23 protein-coding genes and 1 rRNA gene are annotated in these 23,176 nt (G+C 48.6%); 4 read left to right on the top strand and 20 right to left on the bottom strand.

Annotated features, from left to right (window positions below; translation table 11 throughout):
* Window positions 1–524: 524 nt before the first annotated feature.
* Window positions 525–986: a MarR family winged helix-turn-helix transcriptional regulator gene (locus HNR77_RS23460; protein WP_184189737.1), complete on the top strand. Its 462-nt coding sequence runs from the start codon at window positions 525–527 to the stop codon at window positions 984–986.
* A gap of 254 nt (window positions 987–1,240) precedes the next feature.
* Here HNR77_RS23460 and HNR77_RS23465 read toward each other — a convergent pair whose 3' ends face one another.
* The 4 genes from HNR77_RS23465 to HNR77_RS23480 all read right to left on the bottom strand — a co-directional run bounded on the left by HNR77_RS23465 (window position 1,241) and on the right by HNR77_RS23480 (window position 4,394).
* Window positions 1,241–1,483: a hypothetical protein gene (locus HNR77_RS23465; RefSeq protein ID WP_184189739.1), complete on the bottom strand. Its 243-nt coding sequence runs from the start codon at window positions 1,481–1,483 to the stop codon at window positions 1,241–1,243.
* A gap of 117 nt (window positions 1,484–1,600) precedes the next feature.
* Window positions 1,601–3,109: an MDR family MFS transporter gene (locus tag HNR77_RS23470; RefSeq protein WP_221443978.1), complete on the bottom strand. Its 1,509-nt coding sequence runs from the start codon at window positions 3,107–3,109 to the stop codon at window positions 1,601–1,603.
* Between the two features lie 234 nt (window positions 3,110–3,343).
* Window positions 3,344–3,916, bottom strand: a complete 573-nt coding sequence (locus HNR77_RS23475; RefSeq protein WP_184189776.1) for a GNAT family N-acetyltransferase — start codon at window positions 3,914–3,916, stop codon at window positions 3,344–3,346.
* A 181-nt stretch (window positions 3,917–4,097) separates the two neighbouring features.
* A complete protein-coding gene (locus tag HNR77_RS23480; RefSeq protein WP_184189743.1) occupies window positions 4,098–4,394 on the bottom strand; it encodes a hypothetical protein in 297 nt (98 codons plus the stop codon).
* Window positions 4,395–4,591: 197 nt separating this feature from the next.
* Here HNR77_RS23480 and HNR77_RS23485 point away from each other — a divergent pair, with 197 nt between their 5' ends.
* Window positions 4,592–5,071 (top strand): GAF domain-containing protein, encoded by a 480-nt coding sequence (locus HNR77_RS23485; RefSeq protein ID WP_184189745.1) that lies wholly within the window; start codon window positions 4,592–4,594, stop codon window positions 5,069–5,071.
* Window positions 5,072–5,279: 208 nt separating this feature from the next.
* On the opposite strand, the gene HNR77_RS23490 is transcribed toward HNR77_RS23485, so the two are convergent.
* Complete coding sequence (locus HNR77_RS23490; RefSeq protein WP_184189747.1) at window positions 5,280–6,047, bottom strand: MerR family transcriptional regulator; 768 nt, start codon at window positions 6,045–6,047, stop codon at window positions 5,280–5,282.
* Window positions 6,048–6,595: 548 nt separating this feature from the next.
* Entirely contained in the window at window positions 6,596–8,020 is a 1,425-nt protein-coding gene (locus HNR77_RS23495) for an aldehyde dehydrogenase family protein (RefSeq protein ID WP_184189749.1), read from the bottom strand.
* A 128-nt stretch (window positions 8,021–8,148) separates the two neighbouring features.
* Here HNR77_RS23495 and HNR77_RS30435 point away from each other — a divergent pair, with 128 nt between their 5' ends.
* Window positions 8,149–8,283, top strand: coding sequence for a hypothetical protein (locus HNR77_RS30435; RefSeq protein WP_260410825.1), 135 nt, complete (start codon window positions 8,149–8,151; stop codon window positions 8,281–8,283).
* 720 nt (window positions 8,284–9,003) lie between these two features.
* Here the strand turns inward: HNR77_RS30435 and HNR77_RS23500 are convergent.
* From HNR77_RS23500 to HNR77_RS23520, 5 genes are all read right to left on the bottom strand, one after another.
* Complete coding sequence (locus HNR77_RS23500; protein ID WP_184189751.1) at window positions 9,004–9,426, bottom strand: universal stress protein; 423 nt, start codon at window positions 9,424–9,426, stop codon at window positions 9,004–9,006.
* Between the two features lie 232 nt (window positions 9,427–9,658).
* Entirely contained in the window at window positions 9,659–10,879 is a 1,221-nt protein-coding gene (locus HNR77_RS23505; protein ID WP_184189753.1) for an MFS transporter, read from the bottom strand.
* A gap of 257 nt (window positions 10,880–11,136) precedes the next feature.
* On the bottom strand, window positions 11,137–11,613 hold the full coding sequence (locus HNR77_RS23510; protein WP_184189755.1) for a helix-turn-helix domain-containing protein: 477 nt from the start codon (window positions 11,611–11,613) through the stop codon (window positions 11,137–11,139).
* A 201-nt stretch (window positions 11,614–11,814) separates the two neighbouring features.
* On the bottom strand, window positions 11,815–12,186 hold the full coding sequence (locus tag HNR77_RS23515; RefSeq protein ID WP_184189757.1) for an SdpI family protein: 372 nt from the start codon (window positions 12,184–12,186) through the stop codon (window positions 11,815–11,817).
* A 108-nt stretch (window positions 12,187–12,294) separates the two neighbouring features.
* Window positions 12,295–14,712, bottom strand: coding sequence for a heavy metal translocating P-type ATPase (locus HNR77_RS23520; protein ID WP_184189758.1), 2,418 nt, complete (start codon window positions 14,710–14,712; stop codon window positions 12,295–12,297).
* A 447-nt stretch (window positions 14,713–15,159) separates the two neighbouring features.
* Here HNR77_RS23520 and HNR77_RS23525 point away from each other — a divergent pair, with 447 nt between their 5' ends.
* The gene (locus HNR77_RS23525; RefSeq protein WP_111272642.1) at window positions 15,160–15,531 is read left to right on the top strand and encodes an ArsR/SmtB family transcription factor; all 372 of its coding nucleotides are present in this window, start codon (window positions 15,160–15,162) and stop codon (window positions 15,529–15,531) included.
* 126 nt (window positions 15,532–15,657) lie between these two features.
* On the opposite strand, the gene HNR77_RS23530 is transcribed toward HNR77_RS23525, so the two are convergent.
* The 9 genes from HNR77_RS23530 to rrf form a co-directional block, all read right to left on the bottom strand.
* The gene (locus HNR77_RS23530; RefSeq protein ID WP_184189760.1) at window positions 15,658–16,821 is read right to left on the bottom strand and encodes an AI-2E family transporter; all 1,164 of its coding nucleotides are present in this window, start codon (window positions 16,819–16,821) and stop codon (window positions 15,658–15,660) included.
* A gap of 326 nt (window positions 16,822–17,147) precedes the next feature.
* Window positions 17,148–18,188, bottom strand: a complete 1,041-nt coding sequence (locus tag HNR77_RS23535) for an LLM class flavin-dependent oxidoreductase (protein ID WP_184189762.1) — start codon at window positions 18,186–18,188, stop codon at window positions 17,148–17,150.
* 246 nt (window positions 18,189–18,434) lie between these two features.
* Window positions 18,435–18,746, bottom strand: a complete 312-nt coding sequence (locus tag HNR77_RS23540) for an ArsR/SmtB family transcription factor (RefSeq protein WP_110899609.1) — start codon at window positions 18,744–18,746, stop codon at window positions 18,435–18,437.
* A gap of 102 nt (window positions 18,747–18,848) precedes the next feature.
* Window positions 18,849–19,430 (bottom strand): NAD(P)H-dependent oxidoreductase, encoded by a 582-nt coding sequence (locus HNR77_RS23545; RefSeq protein ID WP_184189764.1) that lies wholly within the window; start codon window positions 19,428–19,430, stop codon window positions 18,849–18,851.
* Window positions 19,431–19,605: 175 nt separating this feature from the next.
* Window positions 19,606–20,043 (bottom strand): MarR family winged helix-turn-helix transcriptional regulator, encoded by a 438-nt coding sequence (locus HNR77_RS23550; RefSeq protein ID WP_311768667.1) that lies wholly within the window; start codon window positions 20,041–20,043, stop codon window positions 19,606–19,608.
* A 131-nt stretch (window positions 20,044–20,174) separates the two neighbouring features.
* A complete protein-coding gene (locus tag HNR77_RS23555; protein WP_184189766.1) occupies window positions 20,175–20,852 on the bottom strand; it encodes an NAD(P)H-dependent oxidoreductase in 678 nt (225 codons plus the stop codon).
* Between the two features lie 111 nt (window positions 20,853–20,963).
* Window positions 20,964–22,334, bottom strand: a complete 1,371-nt coding sequence (locus HNR77_RS23560; protein WP_184189768.1) for a hypothetical protein — start codon at window positions 22,332–22,334, stop codon at window positions 20,964–20,966.
* Window positions 22,331–22,912, bottom strand: coding sequence for an RNA polymerase sigma factor (locus HNR77_RS23565; RefSeq protein ID WP_184189770.1), 582 nt, complete (start codon window positions 22,910–22,912; stop codon window positions 22,331–22,333). The genes HNR77_RS23560 and HNR77_RS23565 overlap by 4 nt, the downstream gene beginning before the upstream one ends.
* A gap of 171 nt (window positions 22,913–23,083) precedes the next feature.
* A 5S ribosomal RNA gene (gene rrf, locus HNR77_RS23570) occupies window positions 23,084–23,176 on the bottom strand; the annotation flags it as partial.

The raw sequence follows: 23,176 nt of genomic DNA on the forward strand, positions 1-23,176 counted from the left end.
AACCTCATGCCCGGGACGGAGATTATGGGGAACCCGCAGGATGATTTTTCCTTCCCGCGTTTCATCTCTATTCGAATGTTTAAATATGGCCATATCCCAGGTAAATCTTCATGAATGATCAAATTTTAAATGCTAAAAATGCAAATCTTGTGACATATCGCATGTTTTTCGCTGAAACAGAGGTCTACAATAGATTCAAGACGGTGTCCTGCACCGTCAAACGATACGATCCAACTCATATAAGTTGATCTGATCTAATACAGGAACGATCCATATAAGTTTAACTAATATTTACACTGAAACGGAGAGGACAGAAAAAACCTGGAAAAGCGAAGCGGTCGCCTTTATCACCGGATTTTCCCCATTGGAAAAGGAAGTTCCAAAAATCTGGGGATAACAGCGATTGGAAGGTTATTCTGTCATCGGAGTGCCCGGGTAAATCAGCTTTAGTTCAAACTTATGCAGCAAAGAGAACCTTTTCCATCACATCAACTTATATAAATACACTGAAAGGCGGGATCAGCATGCTGGAATTACAAGAAATCGGGACCGAGCGTTCACTTCATCTGTACCGCACCTTGGCCCAAACGTTCAAAAGTGTGAATGAACACGCTGTATCTGGAAGTAAAATTCATGGGTTTAATCCGACTGCGTATGGAGTGCTCGAAGTGTTATATATGAAAGGAGCACAGCCGATTCAGCAGGTGGGTGCCCAACTGCTGCTGCAGAGCGGAAACGTCACCTATGTCATTGACAAGCTGGAGCAAAAGGGGCTGCTTCGTCGCAAGCATTGTCCACAGGACAGACGCATCATTTTTGTCGAGCTGACCGAGGAAGGTCAACGCACGATGGATGAAATCTATCCAGGCTATGCAACCAAGATTGATCGCGCTGTTAGCGGTCTGAGTGAAGAGGACAAGGAGCTGCTGTCCGATCTGCTGGGCAAACTGGCCCACGGTGCAGACAGCTTGTCAGCGAACAGCTGAGAGCAGCATATATGGCGTAACTTCTTTGCATCTCGTGCAGCTCCAGCAGCACGCGGTGCCCTACGTCATGACAAAGGCGGTCCGTCACCTGAGGCATAAATCAGCAGTATGACTCATCCATGGATCTTGCATGAAAGCACCAAAAAACCGGATCAACCCTGACAAGGGCTAATCCGGTTTTTTCATGTTCTTTTTTCACACCATATCTATTCAAACACAAGTTAAACGAGCTTTCTATTCTGTTATATCTGGAATTATACCAACGCACGCCTTCTGTTTCGCAGCCACCGAATGCCTGCTCCAAGAACAAGTTGCCAGCCCGCAAACATCAGAGTGATCATAAACATCTGGCGAATTGCACCTGCATACAGGGACACATCTCCTCTATACATAAATACAGAGAACAACATACCGCTTGCCCCCGCCAGCAGGACATAACCAGCGACTACAGACACAAGCTTCAGGGCAGTTCCATTGAACCTTTGCGCTATAGACATCGATACGGCATCCGTCAGAAATGAAAGCGGAATAATTCATCATAACAGACCGTTGGCATTAAAAAAAGCAGCTGAGCTTCAGCTGCTTTTTACAATTCTTCCTTTACTGCCTGTACGCTACTTCTGTACCGCTTCCACCTGTGGCGGTGCATCGGCGTCCTCGGGAACGATCAGCCGCTTGCGCAAGGCCAGTGTAGTGAGCCACGACACGATCGCAATGATAAACATAATGACAAACAAGGAGTGCAGGCTGCCCTCCAGCACACTGCGCAGCAGCGTCCACTTCTCGTCCGATAACACCGCATCCGTATGCGGCGCAAGCAGGTCGTTCAGGTCCCGCTCCGAGATGCCTGCTGCCGCCAGATTTTGTTCACTGGACAGTGTCGAGATGCGGAAATTAAGCCACGTTCCAAATGCCGCCGCTCCAATGGTCTGTCCAAGGGTACGCATGAACGTATGCAGTGCCGTGGAGGAGCCGCGCTCTTTGTAACCAACGGATGACTGGGCAATAATCGTGAATATTGTGAAGGCAAAGCCGAAGCCGAGACCGTAAATAAAGGTCAGAATAAACAGCACGGCCTGCGGAGAAGTTCCGCCCACCAGGAACAGACCACCTGAACCGACAGCAATGCCGGTAAGCCCGATTAACGAGGTCAGGCGTGATCCGATTTTGAGCAGCAGTCGTCCCGCAAGCACGCTGCCGATCAGCCAGCCGACCGACATCGGCGCAAGCAGCAGCCCGGATTCGGTTGCATTGCCTCCCCGAACCCCTTGCACCCAGAGCGGCAGATAACTGGTTAAGCCGATCATCAATGTACTGGTCAGCAGGCCGGCGATATTCGCCACCCGGATGTCCCGAATGCGGAACAGATGAAGAGGAACCATCGGGGCCTGGGCTCTTTTTTCCACAACAAAAAACAGGATCATAAACAAGACAGCAACGATGCTTAGTCCTACAATTAACGGAGAATTCCAGGCATAATACTGCCCGCCCGCCGACAAAACAAAGAGCAGTGCGGTGATGCCGACAGTAAAGGTCAGCGCCCCCACATAATCGATTTTAGCGGTGCGCGGTGAGATGTCCTCCTTCAAATAACGGAATACAAACCACATGGCAAGCAAGCCAAATGGTACGTTAAATCCGAAAATCCACTGCCAGCCGAGGTTGTCCACAAAATAACCCCCAAGCAGCGGCCCAACGAGAGACGAAATGCCCCACACCGAGCTGATCCAGCCCTGGATTTTGCCCCGTTCCTCAATGCGATAAATATCTCCGATAATCGTAAACGTCACCGGCACTACCGCTCCCGCACCAATGCCCTGAATGGCACGATAGATGATCAATTGCTCCATATTCTGTGCCAGACAGCACAGGAGTGAGCCCAGCAAAAACAAGGCACAGCCGATGAGGAAAACAGGTTTACGTCCATACAGGTCACTGATCTTGCCAAAAATCGGCGTGCTGACCGCCATCGTGAGCAGATACGCGGTAAAAATCCAGCTCAGCAGCTGCACACTCCCCAGCTCACTTACAATGGTTGGGCCGGCTGGACCGATAACCGTACCTTCAATGGCGGATAGAAACGTTGCCAGCAGCAAACCCGCCAAAATAAAACTGCGCTTCAAGCCTCCTGATGTATTCACTCAAACCCTTCTCTCTTTTATCTTCTATATATAATTAAAAGTTGATTTAACTTTCTACTCCGAACACAGAACAAGCTTTCTATCACAGTTATCCCCAGATTTTTTCATCTCTATTTGTAAGGAGAAATCCGGTAATAAAGGTGAACGTTCCACTTCTCCAGCTTTGTTCTGTTTCTTCGTTACTGTGTAATCTCAAAATAAATTATATATCACTTACTACCTTTTTTTATTACGAAGAAACTCATCATATAACAGGGAGTACATTACCATGTCCTTGTATCCTGTAGACGTATGCTGTACCTGTCGCAGCAAACCCTCGCGGGTGAATCCCTGACTTGTCAGGAACGAACCTGAAGCTGCATTGCGCGGGTCCACGAGAGCTTCGATCCGGTTCAGCCCCATCGTCTCATAACCGAAGGGCAGCAGCGCCGTGAACGCCTCGGACATATAGCCATACCGCCAGTAATCGCGTCCCAGCTCATATCCGATCTCACCACGGAATGCCCCCTCAAGCTGCCAGGTATTGAACCCGCAGCTTCCAATCAGTTTGCCCGTATCCTTCAGTTCGATGCCCCACCGCAGGGCATCTTCTTCCCCTGCCATATGGTTGAGCAGGGCAATCATATCAGCAGCCTCGCTTGTGCCGATCATTGGCGCGAGATTCATATACCGCGTTACTTCCCGGTCAGACCAGTGCACGAACATCTGGGCGGCATCTCTGCGGCGCATTTTGCGCAAACGCAGCCGTGCTGTCTCAAGCTCGGGAATTCTTCCTTTACATCTATACATCACCTGACACTCCGATCCGATCCTTCTCTTCTCTTGCAGACCATAAGATTCATTAGCCATCTAACCATAACCTGCACCAATTGGCAACTGTTCACTCTTACATATGTCGCCATATCCAATCATATCAAAAAACCGGGCGCATCGGCTCCCGGTTTTGATGTACGTTAATCTGGTGTGGCATTTACGCTGGAGAGACCTTCTTGCTGTCCACAAGCAGTTCCTCGCTAACTCGTCCAAGCACAGCAAGGATTTCTTTATACTCCTCGATGCCTGTCCCAGTCAGGCTCCACTGATCTCCGTGGGCAGTCAGGAAATTCTCCTGTGTCAGATGTTCAAGCTCCTGCTTGATCTCACGCTCGCCAACGCGGTATCCGCGTTCTTCTAACATGGGCAGCGCATCGCTTACAGTCAAATCCTCACGTTGGGCCAAATATAGAAGATGAATTCGTACAAACAGGTTCTGTACTTCTGCATGCATAAGCTAAGCTCCTTCCCGGGTTGTAGCCCTTCTTGGTTGCTAAGTAATTACCCCGCGAAAGAAGGTGAGAAACAGGAGTATACATCGGATATTGTCTCCTCCTGTCATCTCTTTCCAAAATCATTCCGCTTGACTAACCGCATCCACTGCACTATCTTGAAAATAAGTACCATTTTTGCTCGGGAGGGTGATTCACCATGTTTCAAGCTGTTTCCTATGAAGGAACACGAAGCGAGCAGCACACCGCCGTCCTGGGACAGTTAAGTGCTCTGATCCGCGATGAACCTAGTGCGATTGCCAATCTGGCTAACGCTGCTGCGCTGCTCAATGTATTTCTAACCGACACCAACTGGGTCGGATTCTATCTGTATGATGGAAAAGAATTGGTCCTCGGACCGTTCCAGGGATTGCCTGCCTGCATCCGTATTCCGCTTGGACGCGGAGTATGCGGCACATCTGCTGCGGAGAGACGTACACTTGTTGTGGATGATGTGCATGCTTTTCCAGGCCATATTGCTTGTGATGCTGCATCCAATAGTGAGATCGTTGTTCCGATGATCAAAGACGGACAATTATACGGGGTGCTCGATATCGACAGCCCGATCAAAAGCCGTTTTGACGATGAAGACCGTATCTTCCTGGAAAAAGCGGTCAGCCTGCTCGTGGAGCAGCTGTAAACCGTTCGATTCATCGATCGTTCATTATGATGTATTCCATATGAAGGACTCGTGCTCGCGTCCGCTCACCACAACGTGGTGATCTTTATATGTAATAAGCAAAAAGCGCAGCCTCTTTAACAGGTCTGCGCTTTTTGTTGCTATGTTCATACCGATGTTCTTGCCCGCCCATCTTAATTTATGCACCTCGAAGAGATCATGTGCGCCTTCAAGACAGATCCTGTGCCGCTTTAATAATCATTCCCTCTCGCAGATATTCAGCCAGTCTGGGATGATAACTGTCATACATGCTGCGGAAATCCTGATGCTCCACATACAGATCAGCCAGATCCCGATAAATCTCAGGTGTAGGGGTGTAATATCCTTTGATCCATTCGAGATGTCTTCCAATAATCTGCTGCACCTCAGGGCTGCCGGGAGCGAGATCAAGCTCCATTGCCTGCTTCAGATCGAGATGGATCTGGTCGATCTGGGCCTGGGAGTTCAGGAAATCCTCTTTGGATTTCAGCTCCATCCCCTCGATGGGCAGATCATTGGCCGGCACTGGTTCAAGAGAATGCTCCGTCTGACCAGCCTCGGGCAGCAAAGGATAACTTGTGTGTTGTACGAAGCCATTATACAGCTCATGCGCTTCGATCTCTCGCTCTCCTTGCAGATACGAGACCGTTTTGTCCAGCGTCTGAATCAGGCCATGCAGGCGCAGAGCCTCCTCCAGCAGCTGCATGCGATGCTGCTGCATCACACGCACGATTTCCACAGAGTCCTCCTTGAGCATAGGGCCCATCTCTTTCTCCGGCACCCCTGCTTCCTTGCAGAACATAATTTGCTGAAGCTTCAGCAGCTCCCTTTTTTCATAATACATATCCTCATCCAGTCCGCGAAAAGCAGGGGACAGCAGCCCCAGCTCCGCATAATGACTTAACTCGTTCAAGCTCACACCGGACATGCCGGATACATCGGTCATCGAATACGCCATAATATCACCTCCTGCCTCTAATGTGTGCTCTGTATGCTCCTCTACCACCTTTTGCCGTTGCATCAACCTGATAAGGCTTAAATGAACACATTGTACATCCGTTATCTGTAAAATTCTCATTTCACATCTAATATCTATAAATTCTCATTTTATATCTAATATCTATAATTCCTCATTTAATCTAAAACTTCGTTCAGCTTGACCGCATACTTGGCATCTAAAGTTGTATTTGTTTTTGATCCTCACCTAAAGAACGGACTCCTCAGGTCATGCTCGTGAGTATCCAAATCTATGCAAATTAACGGGGGAAAACAGATACTTGCAGCAGATGTTATCTAATTAATACCCTTCTCCATCGATGTGAACCCGCAGTCACTGAACAATATGATGTATTTTTGCAGACAGCTTTGTAATCCTTTCTCTTCCCGTTATCTAATTCCAGGATCAGGGAATCATGGATTGGTGACAAAAAATCCTGCACCCATAAGACAGATGCAGGATTGCGTTTCTATTGCAGTTAAAGGTTATCTTCCAAGCGAAACAATCGCTTAATTTTTGTTAAACATGACAAACTTCAGCTCGGTCATCTCTTCCGCTGCATACTTCACACCTTCACGCCCGATGCCGCTTTGCTTCACCCCGCCATAAGGCATATGATCCACACGGAATGTGGGAATATCATTAATCATGACACCGCCTGCTTCAATCTCATCCACGGCCCGAAGCGCCGTTTGAATGTCATTGGTGAACAAGCCTGCCTGAAGCCCGTACATGGAGTCATTGACATGCTGTATGCCCTCGTCCACCGAAGCGATCGGATTAATGATCACAATTGGCGCAAAAACCTCCTGACAGGATACCTTGGCATCACGCGGAACGTTCACCAGCACGGTTGGACGCAAAACGCCTCCTTCAGCTACACCGCCTGCCGCAAGCACTGCACCTGCCTGCTTCGCCTCTTCGATCCACTCCAGAGTACGCCGCACATCCTTGGACGTAATGAGAGCAGAGACAGCGGTATCCTCATGCAGCGGATCACCGATAACCACCTGTTTGGCCGCTTCGGCAAAACGCTCTATGAATGGCTCGGCAATATCCTGATGCACGTAAATACGCTGCAGCGATATGCATACTTGACCTTGATACGTAAAAGCCCCTGTGACACAACGCGGTATCACCTTGTGCAAATCGGCGTCCTTGTCGATAATAACCGCCGCATTGGAGCCCAGCTCCAGCGTTACACGCTTCAGTCCTGCCTTGCCGCGGATACTTTTACCTACTGCTGGGCTGCCAGTAAACGTTATATATGCCACATCGGGATGTTCGACGAGCACATCACCAATCGTTTGGCCATCACCGCTCACCACATTCAGTGCTCCATCCGGCAGCCCGGCCTCGTGAAGCAGGCTTGCAATATAGTACGCAGACAGCGGTGTCTGCTCCGCAGGCTTCAGTACAATCGTATTCCCGGCAGCCAGCGCGGGTCCAACCTTGTGTGCTACCAGGTTCATCGGAAAATTAAAAGGTGTAATCGCACCGATGACTCCAAGCGGCTGACGCATGGTATAACCGATTCGGCCCTCGCCGCCTTTGGCTGCATCCATCGGGACCGTCTCACCAGTAAGCCGTTTCGCTTCTTCGGCGGCAAAACGGTATGTCTCTATCGTGCGGTCCATCTCGGCTCTTGCCGCAGTAATCGGCTTGGCCGCCTCCAGCGCTACGATGCGAGCGGCCTCTTCTTTGCGCTCCTCCAGCATAGCGGACAGCTTGTACAGCAGCTCCGCACGTTGATGCGCAGGCATCTGACGCATCGTGCGGCGAGCCTGTACAGCCGCCGCAATAGCAGCCTCGGTCTCCTCTGCCGAGGCAGAAGCCACCTCTGCCAGTGTCTCACCGGAATACGGAGCCTGTAGTGTTGTATATTGTGTTGATTCGGTGTGCTTTCCGCCGATAAACAGATGTTGTTTTTTCATAAGCTGCATCCTCCATTCCTATTCCTGTGATCCCTTCGTAACGCCTACTCTAGTTATACACCATTTCGGACCCATCCACCCAGTTCGCGAACCGAAAGAACATTCACATCCTGCTCCGTGATGCACCCTTGAGAACCGGATTCCGGGTGCACTTGTATGCCGAGATGTCAGGTGCGGCGAATGAAGAGAGTGATAGAACACAGCGCACTCGTCATGGGCAGCTCGGAAGCTCAGACCGTGGGGACACGCGATTGGATGCTTAACTCAAGCACATTTCCACGCTAACGATTCACAGAAGCCTTATTCAGCCTGATATCGGGCCATCCAAATTCTAACGAATCCCAGCAGCCTTATTTCGTGCCAAAACACGATAATTGGCTACTTTCGAGGCGAAAAAGGCTAAATAACGTCACTACGAATCGTTAGAATTTCAAAGTGCCATTTATCGGGGAAATAGGGTCTCCTGAGATCGTTAGAATTCGGCGGGTTCTACTTACAGCCCCTGAGTACTTTCTCACATGCACACTCGCTAACTTCACCACATCAGCTAACTTAGCACGCACGGTCTTACTTACTTACTTACTTACTTACTTACTTACTTACTTACTTACTTACTTACTTACTTACTTACTTCTTACTTCTTACTTCTTACTTACTGAGAAAATTACTGTTTATAGACACGTGTACTCCCTTTTCCACAAATGCACTCACTCATCTGCACACTTCATAATTCCTCTAATTACCCCAAACACTTACTCCTCACTGACCCACAAACGTACATATAAACGCATACCACGCCACTTTTTCTCACACACTTCCGAATTTACCTTTTACCCTCTTACCCTCACAAATACCCATGAAAATGCAACTGCAAACATACGCGCTTGAGTGCCTACGTAATTACGTAAGCACTCAATTCACTCTCTAACCTGCACCTCACAGGCTCACCAGCTTCTCCCTGTTTACACACCATAAGCTGCCGTTTATTTTACAGTCAGGACAGGACATCCCGCATGCTTCAGCACGCCATGACTCACACTGCCGACCACAATCTCTGCAAGCACACTTTTACCACCCGTACCCATCACAATCCATTCACAGGCCTGTTCACGTGCAGCCCGGCAGATTTCGGTTACAGGATCGCCTGCCACAAGCAGCGTCTCATAAGGCACTCCGCGGTCAGCCAAACGTTTCTTCACAGGTTCTATAATATGTTTGCCCTCTTCGGCGATACGTTCCTCCAGATCCACCCCGAGGGCAGGCTCGTTAATCGAGATGGATGGATTCACATGCACAATTGTCAAACTAACCGGATGTTTCATTTGTTCCGCCAGCATGAGTGCCTGCTCCAAAGCTTTATTCGCATGATCCGAACCATCTACAGCCACCAATAACCGTTTCAGCATCTTACTTCCTCCAGTCTGTTTATAAGCACGTTATTTTTTGTTAGCTTCTTCCCCGTAAAGTTCTGTTTCCATAATGTATCTGCAAAATCTGTGCCGTCTGCACATGAACTCCGATCAGCTGCGCGACGGTCTATGAAACACATGCGAATTTATCAATGAGTGGTCATAGACGCATTTTTCAATTGAGTTGTAATTGAAGCATTTTATCAATGAGCTGTGATCGAAGCCTTTATCAATGCGCTGTGATTGAAGCATCTATTTCCCGCAGGTGACGACGACGCATCAGCAATACAGCAACGCCAATCAGCACCATCAGCGCACCGAAATAAAACGGTGTTTCCGGCAAAAACCATTCAGACAGTTTCCCCGCAAGCCATGGCGCCAGCGCCCCACCCATAAAACGTACAAAGCTGTATGCCGCAGATGCCACGGAACGCTCCACTGGAGCAGCCTCCATCACTGCTGTTGTAATCAGGGTATTGTTAATGCCGAGGAAAATACCAGCCACAATAACCGCAACGATAACGGTAACCGATGATCCCATCACTGTCCCCACAGCCATCACCAGCAGGTCAATAGCAAATAAGGTCAGCATCACACTCATGGAGGGTACTGAACCAAATCGGCGCTGCAGCTTCGGTGCCACAAAAACAGACGTAATGGCCAGCATCAAACCCCATCCGAAGAAGACATAGCCGAGACCATGCTCGTCGAGTTTCATGACATAAGGCGAATAAGCCATCAAGGTAAAGAAACCAAAGTTATATAAAAAGGCGGTAATCGCCAACGTTTTCAGTGAAGGGTAACCGAGCGCTTTGAACGGATCGGATAATGTGCTGCGCGTTTTGGGTTTAGCCATTTTGGGCAGCATAAACAGAATGCTGATAAACGCAATTGCCATCAATACCGCTACCCCGTAGAACGGGCCACGCCAGGAGATTGAGCCCAGCTCACCGCCAAGCAGTGGACCGACGGCAATTCCCAGACCGAGTGCTGCTTCGTATAAAATAATAGCCTTGGCCGTCCCGGATGTGGACAAGCCAACAATGGCTGATAGCGCGGTGGCAATGAACAAGGCATTCCCGAGTCCCCAGCCCCCGCGATAACCGACCAGCGCTCCGACGGTGTCAGACGTTCCGCCAAGGAATGAAAACACAATGATCAGCAATATGCCGCTAAGCAGTGTCCATTTCACACCGATTCGGCTGGATACCACACCCGTGATCAGCATCGCAATCCCGGTTACCGCGTTGTAGCTGGTAAACAGCAGGGACACCTGACTTTTGGAAGCATGCAGCTGATCTGCAATGGCTGGCAGGATCGGGTCTACCAGTCCGAGTCCCATAAACGAGATGATACAGGCGAAGGCTACAGCCCAGACCGCACGGGGCTGGGATAGCAGACCTCCACGTGATGACGGCAGTTCGTCAGGCAGTGATGGTTCTCTTTTCATAAATTGATTCCTCCAAGGTTACATATTTTGTTTGAACACTCATTCTGCAAGTATGAAAACAACTGAAAATTTCGAAATTATCCTTCCCCATTTTCAATAAAAAAGATACAAAAACGACACAATAACACCGTCTATCCGGTGTGTGCCTCAACTTACCTATCCCTACTCTGCTTCCAGGCTCATAACCAGCAGGTCCAGCAAAGGATGTTCAAAGTTATAAATGCAGTCCATATTCCCCTTCTGATGCATTCAATATATTACGACCCACCCGGGTCATTGCCAGCTTCTTGCTCACCATTCTGGCGAGTATGGCTCTGCAGCGTCTGAATGCCCGTTCTAACGCGCTCACGCAGCTCCTGCAGTTCGTGCTGTACGGCATGAATGCTCTGAAGCTTCTGCTCCAGCAGCTGCAGCTGGCCGTCCAGAGTCGCCTCCATTCGAGTGAGCTTTTCGATCCGCTCCTTTACCTCGGTTGTCTGCTGGTAGTCAAAGCGCTGCTCATTCAGCGCATCGGCAGTGGCTACATAAGCATGAAGCTCCTGAAGCGAGAAGCCCAGCACCTCTTTGGCACGAACCACTTTTTTCAAATAGTCGATGTCCTCCCGGGTATACAGCCGCGTACCTCCATCTGTCCGCTGAGGTGAAGGCATGACACCAATCTCTTCATAATATCGAATGGTACGTTTGGTCAGTCCGCAGGCTTTGGCGACATCATCAATTTTGTACATGCTCATGCGCCTCAACTCTTTTCATATGTCATTAATGTTATGTACATAATTATATATAATATTGACGTTAACGTCAACGTAACATTTTCTCCAATAGTATTTCTTCATCTGTTGTTTCTTATAAAATTTCTAAAATAGAAAAAGACCCGCCTGAGCGGATCTCTTTATCTCTACGTTCGAATATAAGATTATGAATTTCTTGAACTTCTAAACCCCTTCGCTCTCGCTGCCCTGCTTGTCCTGTTTGTCCATCTCCCGCTGCATTTGCTTCAAGCGTCCTTCCACCCGGGTGAACAGTCTGATCGTATAAAAGACGATTGCAATCAAACTCAGCACCAGTGCGCGCACATCGGTAAGCCAGAAACCAATAACACCAAAAGCGGTAATGATAAAACCAAACTGCATCATCAGAGCCGAGCCATACCGCTGTGCCTCTTCCCATAAAGCAGGGTGACTCATCGCCCGTGGTGTCCGATATCCATATATTCCGTTAATTTGTTTTGGCGGCTTCTTATACACCATCAATCCCAAAATGAAATAACATACTCCGCATATCATGCCCAACCATGCTCCTGCCAACATGCTCGCCCCTTCTCTTTAACGTTCAACCAATATTATTCACCAGCCATTAAAAATTAAAACAGCTCTACGTATATACGCAGAGCCGTGCTGTACGTTTCACATATTTTAAACGTCCTTGATCCGAAGAACCCGCATTGCATTGAGCACAGCCAGCACCGTAACACCAACATCGGAGAATACCGCTTCCCACATCGTTGCGATCCCGAATACACCGAGCAGCAGGAAGATCGCCTTAACCCCGAGCGCAAATCCGATGTTCTGCCAAACAATGCGGCGTGTACGCTTCGCAATGCGAATCGCACTGGCAAGCCTGGACGGTTCATCTGTCATAATGACCACATCAGCCGCTTCAATTGCCGCATCCGAACCAAGCCCGCCCATGGCGACACCGACATCGGCACGAGCCAATACAGGTGTGTCGTTAATGCCGTCACCGACAAAGACCATTTTTTCCTTAGGCAATTTATCTGCTTCCAGCTGCTCCAGCCGTTCAACTTTATCCTGCGGCAGCAATTCGGCATGAACCTCATCCACACCAAGCTGATGACCAACCGCTTCCCCGACCGCTCTCGCATCTCCCGTCAGCATCACTGTTTTGCGAATGCCCAGCTGCTTGAGCGCCTGAATGGCCGCTGCTGCATCCTGCTTCACTTCATCTGCAATGATGATATGACCGACGTACTGCCCGGCTTCAGCAACATGCACGATTGTTCCCGCAGTTTGCGGCTTCGTAAAGGCAATTCCTGCCTGCTGCATCAGCTTCGCGTTGCCTGCGAGCACTTCCTGTCCGTTCACATGAACTTTGATTCCATGTCCGGCTACTTCATCGTAGCCATCCACGCCTTGCAAGGGAATGTCTTTCCCCCATGCTGCACGAATAGACTCTGCGATCGGATGATTCGAGTTAGCTTCGGCAATCGCGGCCAGCCTCATTAATTCTTCTTCCGAACGCGCACCTTCAGGAACCACCGCTGTGACCTTGAAAACACCTTTGGTTAGGGTACCCGTTTTGTCGAACACCACCACTTTAACGTCATTCAAAGCTTCCAGGTAATTACTGCCTTTGACCAGAATACCGTTTCGCGAAGCGGCACCAATACCACCGAAGAAGCCCAGCGGAATGGATACAACCAGCGCACAAGGGCAGGAGATTACAAGAAACACAAGCGCACGATAGATCCAGTCTGCAAACGTTGCACCGCTCAGCAGCAGCGGGGGAACCAAAGCGATGAGGGCCGCGAGAATGACTACAACAGGTGTATAATACCGGGCAAACTTGCTAATAAAATGTTCCGTTTTCGCTTTGCGGCTGCTGGCGTTCTGCACCATGTCGAGAATTTTGGATACGGTAGATTCACCGAAGGTTTTGGTGACCTCGATCGTTAACATGCCGTTTTTGTTCACAAAACCGCTGAGTGCATCACTACCCGGCTTCAGCTCCCGTGGAACGGATTCACCTGTCAGTGCGGATGTATCCACCATGGATTGACCTGCTTTGACGAGACCATCCAGAGGCACGCGTTCCCCGGCCTTCACCACGATATGGTCACCAATGCGCACTTCTTCTGGAGAGACACGCCGTATCTCTTCCCCCGCGCCGGTAAGCACGTTGGCATAGTCCGGGCGAATATCCATCAGAGACTGGATTGACTTGCGTGAGCGATTAACCGCCATCCCCTGAAACAGCTCACCGAGCTGATAAAACAGCATAACTGCAACACCTTCCGGGTACTCACCAATCGCAAACGCCCCCAGCGTCGCCACAGTCATCAGGAAATATTCATCGAATACCTGACCACGGATGATGTTTTTGAAGGCCTGAAGCACGATATCTCCACCAGCGATAATGTAAGCTAATACGAACAGGGCAAGCTGCGCCCAGCCATCCAGCGGTGACCATATCGCTGCAGCAAGCAGCACTGAACCAGTCGCCAGACGAGTTAGCAGCGTTTTGATCTGCCCCGCTCCATGCTCATGTGAATGACCTAAGTGAGCATCACCGCTCTCTGCATCGCTAAGTGCGTGACTGTGGTGATGCGCATGGCTGTGATGTGTGTGATCATGTGCATGGGAATGAGCATGGGTCTGATGCTGATGATCATGTAACCCTGTTCCATGATCATGTGCATGCGCATGGCTGCCATGGTCGTGCGCATGTCCAGCGGTATGCTGATGTCCATGATGCTGGTGGATTCCAGAATGAGGCTGCTCTCTCCCCTGCTGTTCTTCACTATTAACGGTGGAAGCGCGTCCCAAGCCGCTTTGACCAGAGTAGCCCTGGCCTTTTTCCGAGATACGGATATGCGGCTCCAGTCGAAGCACCTTGCGTTTGGCTTCCTCCACCACCTGCTCATCCCTATCGGAAGTCGTGTACATCGATAACGTCTTGGTGACAAAATTAACCGAGCATTCGCTAATGCCCTTGATTTTACTCACGCCATTTTCGATCTTGAGTGCACAGTTAGCACAATCCAGTCCATCCAGCAGCAGTTCCCTTTTCACCTGTTCCTGTCCGGTTCCCATGTGATTTCTCCCCTTTGCAGTCCGTCAAAAGTTGAACTAAAGGTATTACACGAGCACTACGATGACAGAATTACCTGGAGAGTAGCGGTTATCCCCAAATTTCTTTGATCCCTTTCATCTTCAGAGGGAAATTTGGTGATAAGCGTATGATTCCGATGTAGCTTACTTTTCAGAAAGCTTTCAGGCAAGCACTCCGCTTTTCAGTTTTTTTCTGTCTTCTCGGTTTTTGTGTAAAAATAGTTCATCTTTTTTAATATAATTTTATATTTTATAATATATGATCAATCATTCATATGTTCATTTAACTTATTATATGCACGTTCAAACGGGAGTGTCAACACGAGTTATTGATTTTGGATACAGAATATGCTAATAGTAATCATTTCGCTTTAGGCGTTTTTTGGATATAATAGAGCTATCAGTTGTTAAACATAGGCGGTGATAAGAATGGAACAACCGGTTAAAGCTCCACATGAATGCGATGAGGCCTGCTCAGGCACAGAAGCCGATGTGCAAACCATTCGCACCTCTCTTATAGATCGGGAGACCTCTTCCGAGATGGCCGATTGGTTCAAAGCGTTTAGTGACCCGACACGTCTTCGTATTATTGATGCGCTGTTACAGAAGGAATTATGTGTACACGATCTGACCGTGCTGCTTGATATGGGTCAGTCAGCCATCTCCCATCAGCTGCGGTCTCTCCGCAATATGCGGATTGTGAAGCGGCGCAAGGAAGGCAAGACGGTGTACTACTCTCTGGATGATGCTCACATTGAGCAGATTTTCCTGCAAACGCTCCAGCATATCAAACACGGCTAGGCCGCTGCCAGCCTGTTCATACCAAAGAACCCCCGTCTCTCGGCACGCCGATGGATGGGGGTTCTTTGGTTGTAAGGGAACCGTTTTAAACAGAATATCAACGATTTTGAAGCAGAGCCTCACTCCCTACAGCAACGTATTGTTGTTTGGATCATACAGACCCGATTTGTCCTTAAACAGATTGAAAATGTGGGATACGACCACTTTAAGCACCGCATACCCCGGCACAGCCAGCAGCACGCCCACAACCCCGAACAAATTACCTGAAGTCAGAATGACAAAGATGATGGTGATCGGGTGAATTCGGAGTGTTTTACCCATAATCTGAGGCGAGATGAGCTTGCCTTCAATCAGCTGCACAATCGTCCATACGGCAATCATTTTCAGCAGCATCACTGGCGAAGTGACGATCGCAACGATGAGCGCAGGTGTAATGGCAATCGCAGGCCCCAGATAAGGAACAACGCTGGTAAAGGATGCAATAATCGCAAGAATCAAAGCGTAGTCCAGACCGATAATCATATATCCGATGTAGAGCAGCCCCCCGATACAGAAGCTGACGATAATCTGTCCACGAATGAACGAACTGATCTGATGGTTGATATCATGAAGCACATGCATTGCACCGGTACGGCTTTTGATCGGCAGAAAAGATAAAATTTTGCTCGGCAGCTTTTTGCCGTCTTTGAGCAGATAGAACAGGATAAACGGCACCGTTACAATGGATAATACCGTCTCGGTAAATGCACCCAGAAACCCGCCAAGCTTCGTCCAGGTCGAATTGAGAATCGCGGTTGCTTTCTCGGAAATCGTACCCCACCAATCCTGCCAGTTCATGTTGAGGGTATCCTGTACCTGGCTGAACAGCTGACTGCCTGTCAGTTGCTCAAATTGATTTCTTACCGTTTCACTGTAGGCGGGGAAATTGGCGATCAGCCCCATAATCTGATTGCGAATGACCGGTATAACGGCCAGCACCACAACGGTCAGAACTCCGCCAATCGCGAGATAGAGTATCAGAATACCCCAGCCCCGCTTGATTTTCCATTTTTCCATCACATCAACAAGTGGATTCAACAGGTAATAGAGTATGCCCGACAAGATAATTGGAAGCACAATCGTTTTGATCAGCACCACCAGCGGGTGAAACACAAAGGATACTTTGGTCAGAACCATAACGTTCAGTCCAACCAGCAGCAAAATTAACAGAAACAGCACAAATTTATTGTTAAGAAAAAATCGTTTGAACCGGTCTGGCCAAACACGCGGTTGCTGCTCAGGTTGCTCCATAGGCTTGTCGTCCTCTCTCATATGTAACTTTCTTCATTTGCTGCTTCTCAATATATTAATACAGAATCTTCCTGCTGACGAGTAGTATAGATCCTACAAGCACCTGTTGCCAGCCAAATTATGTATAACACACATAACTTATACGTCTCACCCGTCCCCGGCGTTTCATATTCGGCAAGTACCGTCATTTTACCCCAAAACGACCACCCTGCCTCACTATTATCTCTTGAAAAATTTTCCTGTATATAAAAACGGCCCGCCTCTCTCGGAGACGAACCGTCTGTCTGCTGCCGGATGCTGTTCGCAACCGGCTGCCAAGCAATTTCTTATGCGTTACCCGCCAGCTGCGCGATCAACTCGTATGAATGCAGCCGCGCCTGATGATCATAGATCATCGACGTAATAATCAACTCATCCGCCTGGGTCTGGCGAATAAAGGATTCAAGCTGACCGCGCACCTTATCAGGCGATCCGTTCACGGCTGCCTTCAGTGTCTGGGCCACTGCCGCTTGTTCGCGGCCAGTCCACTTGCCATCCATTACCGCTGGCGGCTGTACAAGCCCTGTCGTACCCCGAATGATATTCAGAAACTGCTGCTGCATCGTTGTTCCGAGCCACGCTGCTTCTTCATCCGTATCTGCCACCACCGCGTTTACACCTACGATGACATAAGGCTCCTTCAGGTGCTCGGACGGCTGGAAGCTGCTGCGATACGTATCCAGAGCGATACGGGTATAATCCGGGGAGAAATGGCTGGCAAAAGCAAAAGGCAAGCCCAGCTGTCCTGCGAGACGAGCGCTGAAATCACTGGAGCCCAGCAGGTAAATCGGAATATTCAGCCCTTCGCCGGGCACTGCCCGGACCGGAGCATGATAAGATGTTGCCGAAGCATCGAAATATGCTCGCAGTTCTGCCAGCAGCTCGGGAAAATCCTCCCCACTGTTCAGGTCTTTGCGCAGGGCCAGTGATGTGCGGCGATCACTGCCGGGTGCACGTCCAAGCCCCAGATCAATGCGGCCTGGATAGAGGGATTCGAGCGTACCGAACTGTTCGGCGATCACAAGCGGCGCATGGTTAGGCAGCATAATGCCCCCGGACCCTACACGAATGGTTTTTGTTCCACCTGCCAGATGTCCAATCACCACGGATGTTGCAGATGACGCGATGCCAGGCATATTGTGATGCTCAGCCACCCAATAACGATGGTACCCCCAGCGCTCGGCATGCTGTGCAAGCTCCAGACTGTTGCGAAGGGCATCCGCAGGGGTTGATCCCACGACGACCGGTGCCAGATCAAGTACAGATAGTTTAACGTCCGTGATATGCTCTTTATGCTGAAGTTGGTGTTGGTTCTGTTCGTTACTCATGTATAATAATGCTCCTCTATGATTATATTTTTGTATATCCAGATATATAGATGTAAAAAGATGAAAATAGACTTTGGCTCGAACGAAGTTGCTCCAGCTCATGCACATACATCCCACATCCGTCCGTGACAGCGATGGAAGCAGGCTAAAACGATGATGTTAAATGTTTAAAGTATAGCCGTTCACATCCGGAAGGAATTCCTAGCTTGCTGCAATTGCATCCTGACTTCCGTTCCGGCATCCGGCTTATAACTCGTGCCGTACGTACTCCGCAAACGCCTGAATCGTCTCCTCGTTACGGCGATAGTACGTCCATTGTCCTCTGCGTTCCGATAACAGCAGTCCTGCCTTGAGCATCGTTAACAAATAACTGGAGATCACAGACTGAGCCAGTCCAGCCTTCAGTTGTATCGTGCCCACACATATGCCGCTCTTTCCGCCATCCGGATGCTGGGACAGCTCAAGCGGTGAGAAATGCTGCTCCGGGTTTTTCAGCCACAGCAGAATCTGTCTGCGCGTCTCGTTCGATAATGCTTTGAATATGAGTATAGGTTCCATGGCTCGATTATACCCCCTTTTGATCCTTTTGCCAAACGCCAGAAATAAACAAAGCCGACTCCTCAAGAGCCGGCCTGATATTTCAGCTTCGCTGCTACTATCTTAGAAACGGGTTGTTACCGCCTGTTTCACTTCATCCAGCATCGCCTGGTATGCAGCAGCATCCAGATAACCGATACCGCCGAAGAGCAGATGATCCACTGGCTCAATGCCTACAAAGTCAAAGATGCCTGTGTCCGAAGTCAGCTTCAGCGCATTGGTCATTCCGATTTGATCATACACATCCTTTGGTGTTCCGTGTGTGCTGATCATTAGACCTTTTTTGCCCGTCAGAAGCTTCTCGATCCCAGCTGGACCTGATGCGTAAGCGAAGCCGTAAGCAAACACCCGGTCAACATAGCCTTTCAAAATTGCTGGCAGACCTGTCCACCAGATCGGATAGATGAACGTAATTGCATCCGCCTCTGTCACATACTGCTGTTCTGCTGCGATATCCTGCGGAGTCTGTCCTTCACGCATGGAAGCTGTATCGGCCTCCGTAAGCACCGGCTGGAATCCCAGCTGATACAGATCACGTACAACAACCTCATGACCTTCTGCCTCCAAAGCAGTTACCGCTGTATTCAGGATGGCGTTGTTAAAGCTGTCTGTGTGTGGGTGTGCGTAGACGATGAGATGTTTCATAAATGTTTTCCTCCTTATTAGTTAACAATATTAATTCTTGGTGTTCTAAAAATCTGGCTAAGCGGCTGTTCGCTTATACATAGACATCTATGCATAAGTTTAAAAAAATACCTTCTGCCCTTCTATAATGATCTGAGCAGAAAGACAGAGCTGGCAAGACGGTTATAAAGTTTAGTTATAGCCGCCTCACTATCATGGACAGTAACTGCTCCAATTGCTCTGATTGTTCTTCGGACAGATCAGCATAGATGATCTGGTTGATCTGATCTGACACTTCGCGGAAAATCGGCTCCAGCCGCTTCCCCTGTTCCGTTAGACGAATCATGGTTACTCTGCTGTCATCTGCGCTCTTGCTGCGTTCCACATACCCCAGCTTCTCCAGCTTGTTCACAAGCACCGTAACTGTGGGCTGCGTTCGCTGCACACGTTCTGCCAGCATTTTGATGGATAACGTCTCTTCCCGGTACAGAAACATCAGAACATCTCCATGAGAAGGTACAATTCCCGTAACCTCATGCTGCTCAAGTTCATGAACAATGCGTTTGTTTACGTGATCTCTGATCCGTGCGATCATTGCAAATGCGTTGTATTTTAACATGACTTCATTATACATAGATATCTATGTATTTTCAACTGCTTTTTTAGAATTCATGAATTGTGATGCACAAACAGCTCTTGTTTTCCATACACGATGGTATGCGAGCAAGAGCTGCGTTTCGTTTCGCTGGTTGCGTTTAGTAATACTTACTCTATCCAGTGTGTAATCTGCTCAATAGACTTGCGTGATTTCTCGCGAGGGGGCTCCGCCGCACGATAACCAAAAGCAGCCATGACCGAAACATCCCATGCACCGTTCTCCAGCAGCCCGGCCTCCTCCAGAATACGATGCACCTCGGCATAGTTGAAGCCCTCAATTGGACATGAATCAATGCCAATCTGAGCGGCAGCAGTCATCATATTGCCCAGCGCAATGTATGTCTGCTTGGAGGCCCAGTCCAGCAACGTTTTTGGATTTTGCAGCAAACCCTGATTGTTCTGGAACTTGCCGTAAGCTGCACTCGTCAGCTCAAATACATCATCGGGCATGCCCTTGATCTCTTTCAGCATGTATTCTGCATAAGGCGAGTTGTAGCTTGCATCCGTCCGGGCCAGAATGACGATAAAATGGCTGGCTGTTGCCAGCTGCTTCTGTGCACCGGAGGATACCTCGGATAACCGCTGACGGAATTCCGGATTTTGCACGATCAGAAACTTCCAAGGCTCGAATCCAATGGAACTTGGCGATAAACGGCCTGTCTCCAGAATAAACGCAAAGTCCTCTTCTGTTATTTTACGCGATGCATCAAATTGCTTCGTTGCATGACGGAATTGAAATGCCTGCAAAATCTCTTCTTTTCTCTTCGCGCGTACAGTATTATCCATTCTCCCACGTCCTTTATCTGTATTTAGATATAAACTAATCAAAACAGAAACTCTCTCTATAGTGCTCGCTTGTATCACAAACACCTGATATCAGTTTAGTATTTATATTCACTATTTGGAAGTACGCTCTTCTCTAGTGACCATGGTAACACGTCCATCTTCCTTGTAACGAACCTGAAAAACATCCTGATCTGCATCACGTTTAAATGTAACTATACCTAATTCTTCAGCGTTTCTGTGCAGCTTATAGTCTTCCAAGTCAACATTGAAAATAGCACTCGCAAACGGCTCAATCTCTTTTCTTAGAAGATTTTCATCCATGTTTAGTAATCGCTCCTGATAAGCTTCCATCTCTTCTGGGCTGTTTATTGCCGGCTGTCCATAATCATTAGCATCTGCCACCATGAATCTCCGTCCAGTTGATGTTTCTGTTATTTCCACAAAATAATTATCATTAAAAGAGAAGAAAGTTGAATCTTCTCCAATCTCATCATCTTTATCTCGACTAGCGTGTTGCAGATATAAGCCAGTCTTACCTGAGAATACCTCTATTGCTTTTTTCGCATGCGCAAGTGCTGTCTGGGATATCTGATCGGATCTTAGCTCTCCCGCAATGGAGAGCGCCTTATCCTGCTTCCAGGTAATCTCTCCGTAGCTGACATCATCGCCTAACTTCAATACAGTATAGACCGTTGGCACGACTTCCCCCTGCTTCATATTCACCCATCTGTTAACCCGCTCAGGTTTAAGCGTTGGAATGCTGCCGATGCTCTCCAGAAGTGATGGAACTTGACGTGAATAACGATGCTCCAGCTTACTCGGCTGCAGCTCGGCCCTCATCTGCACTTCACGAAGATTCCCTGTCTTGGCATCCAGCCAGATTTGGGCGTAATCTGCATCCTTCTCCTGACCTGCCTCAATGTAAATTCTTCCAGACACCGGCAGCTCCTGCACCTTGGTAATACGCAGCTGTTTGCCCAGATCATCTCTCAGCGTTACTGCAATATTTTTTTTCATTTTATCGGTGAGTATATCCACATTCAAGTGATCTGAAAACAGCAGCGCCGAAACCGGATGAATCTGTTCTATTAACGGTTTAGCCAGTTGCCCGTTATCCCAGTTCCACAGGAACATCCCGCCTGCAATCACCAGTACGCCCATACTTGCAGCAAGGATACCTCTACGGATTTTGCTAAGACGCTTATGGCTTGATACATCTTGCGTTGTATTTATCGTTGATTTAATAGCTCTATTGGTGGTTTCATAGTTGGTTTTATCGGTAACTCTATCTGCAGATCTTCTGGATAAACCCAACCGGCTCCATGCTGAAGCTGATCGGCTTATTTTCTTTTCTTCACTGATCGCTGATTGTATTCTTTCCACTCGCTGCATCACCTGATATTTATGTTCTTCTGTGAAAGGAGACGCTGCAAACGGCCCTTTACGAATTTCCTCTTCCCACTTCGCATCCTTATGTTTCATTCGATCATCTCCTCCCACTGCTTGCGCACCTTATTTTTAGCTCTGGATAACCGCGATTTGACCGTGCCTTGACTGATGCCTAACATATCTGCGATCTCCAGGGTTGTAAGTTCATACCTCACATGCAGTAAAAGAATCTCCCGAAACTTCTCCGGTAGCGCCAGTACGATATTCCAGATTTCATGCATATGCGCTTTACGCATAACCTCCACTTCGGCAGACGGGTGGGAAGCTGGTTTTTGTGGCATCATCTGTCTTAAACCAGGGCTTGGCGATTCCGAGTCCAGTGATAACGTCTCTCCCCATAAACTGCTTCGAAAAAATCGGGATTTGCGATATGTAAGCGTTGTATTTCTAGTGATCGTCAGCAACCATGTCTTGATCGAGCAATCTCCCCGATAATTGGCGATACCCGAATATGCCCGAACAAACACTTCCTGTGATATATCATCTGCCTGCTCCGCATTTTTAGTTAAAAAATATACGTAATTCCACACATCATTGCCGAAATCATCCATCATGCTGGCAAGTGTGTCATTGTCAATGGTCTGGGCCTCTGCCAGAAACGAATAGTCCAACGAATGTTCACCTCACTTAATAGGACTAACTCAGTTGTCACTTGGTTCCCTAAATTGCACTTTTTTTCTTATATTTTAGCAAAAATAAAAAAATAGCCTGTTCCACACGTTGAACAGGCTACATGTACACAAAAAAACACACCTGACATTCATCAGGTGTGTTTATGAGTTGCTTGGCGGCGTCCTACTCTCCCAGGACCCTGCGGTCCAAGTACCATCGGCGCTAGAGGGCTTAACGGTCGTGTTCGGGATGGGTACGTGTGG

The sequence above is a fragment of the Paenibacillus sp. JGP012 genome, assembly GCF_014203995.1.
Classification (GTDB): Bacteria; Bacillota; Bacilli; order Paenibacillales; family Paenibacillaceae; genus Paenibacillus; species Paenibacillus silvae.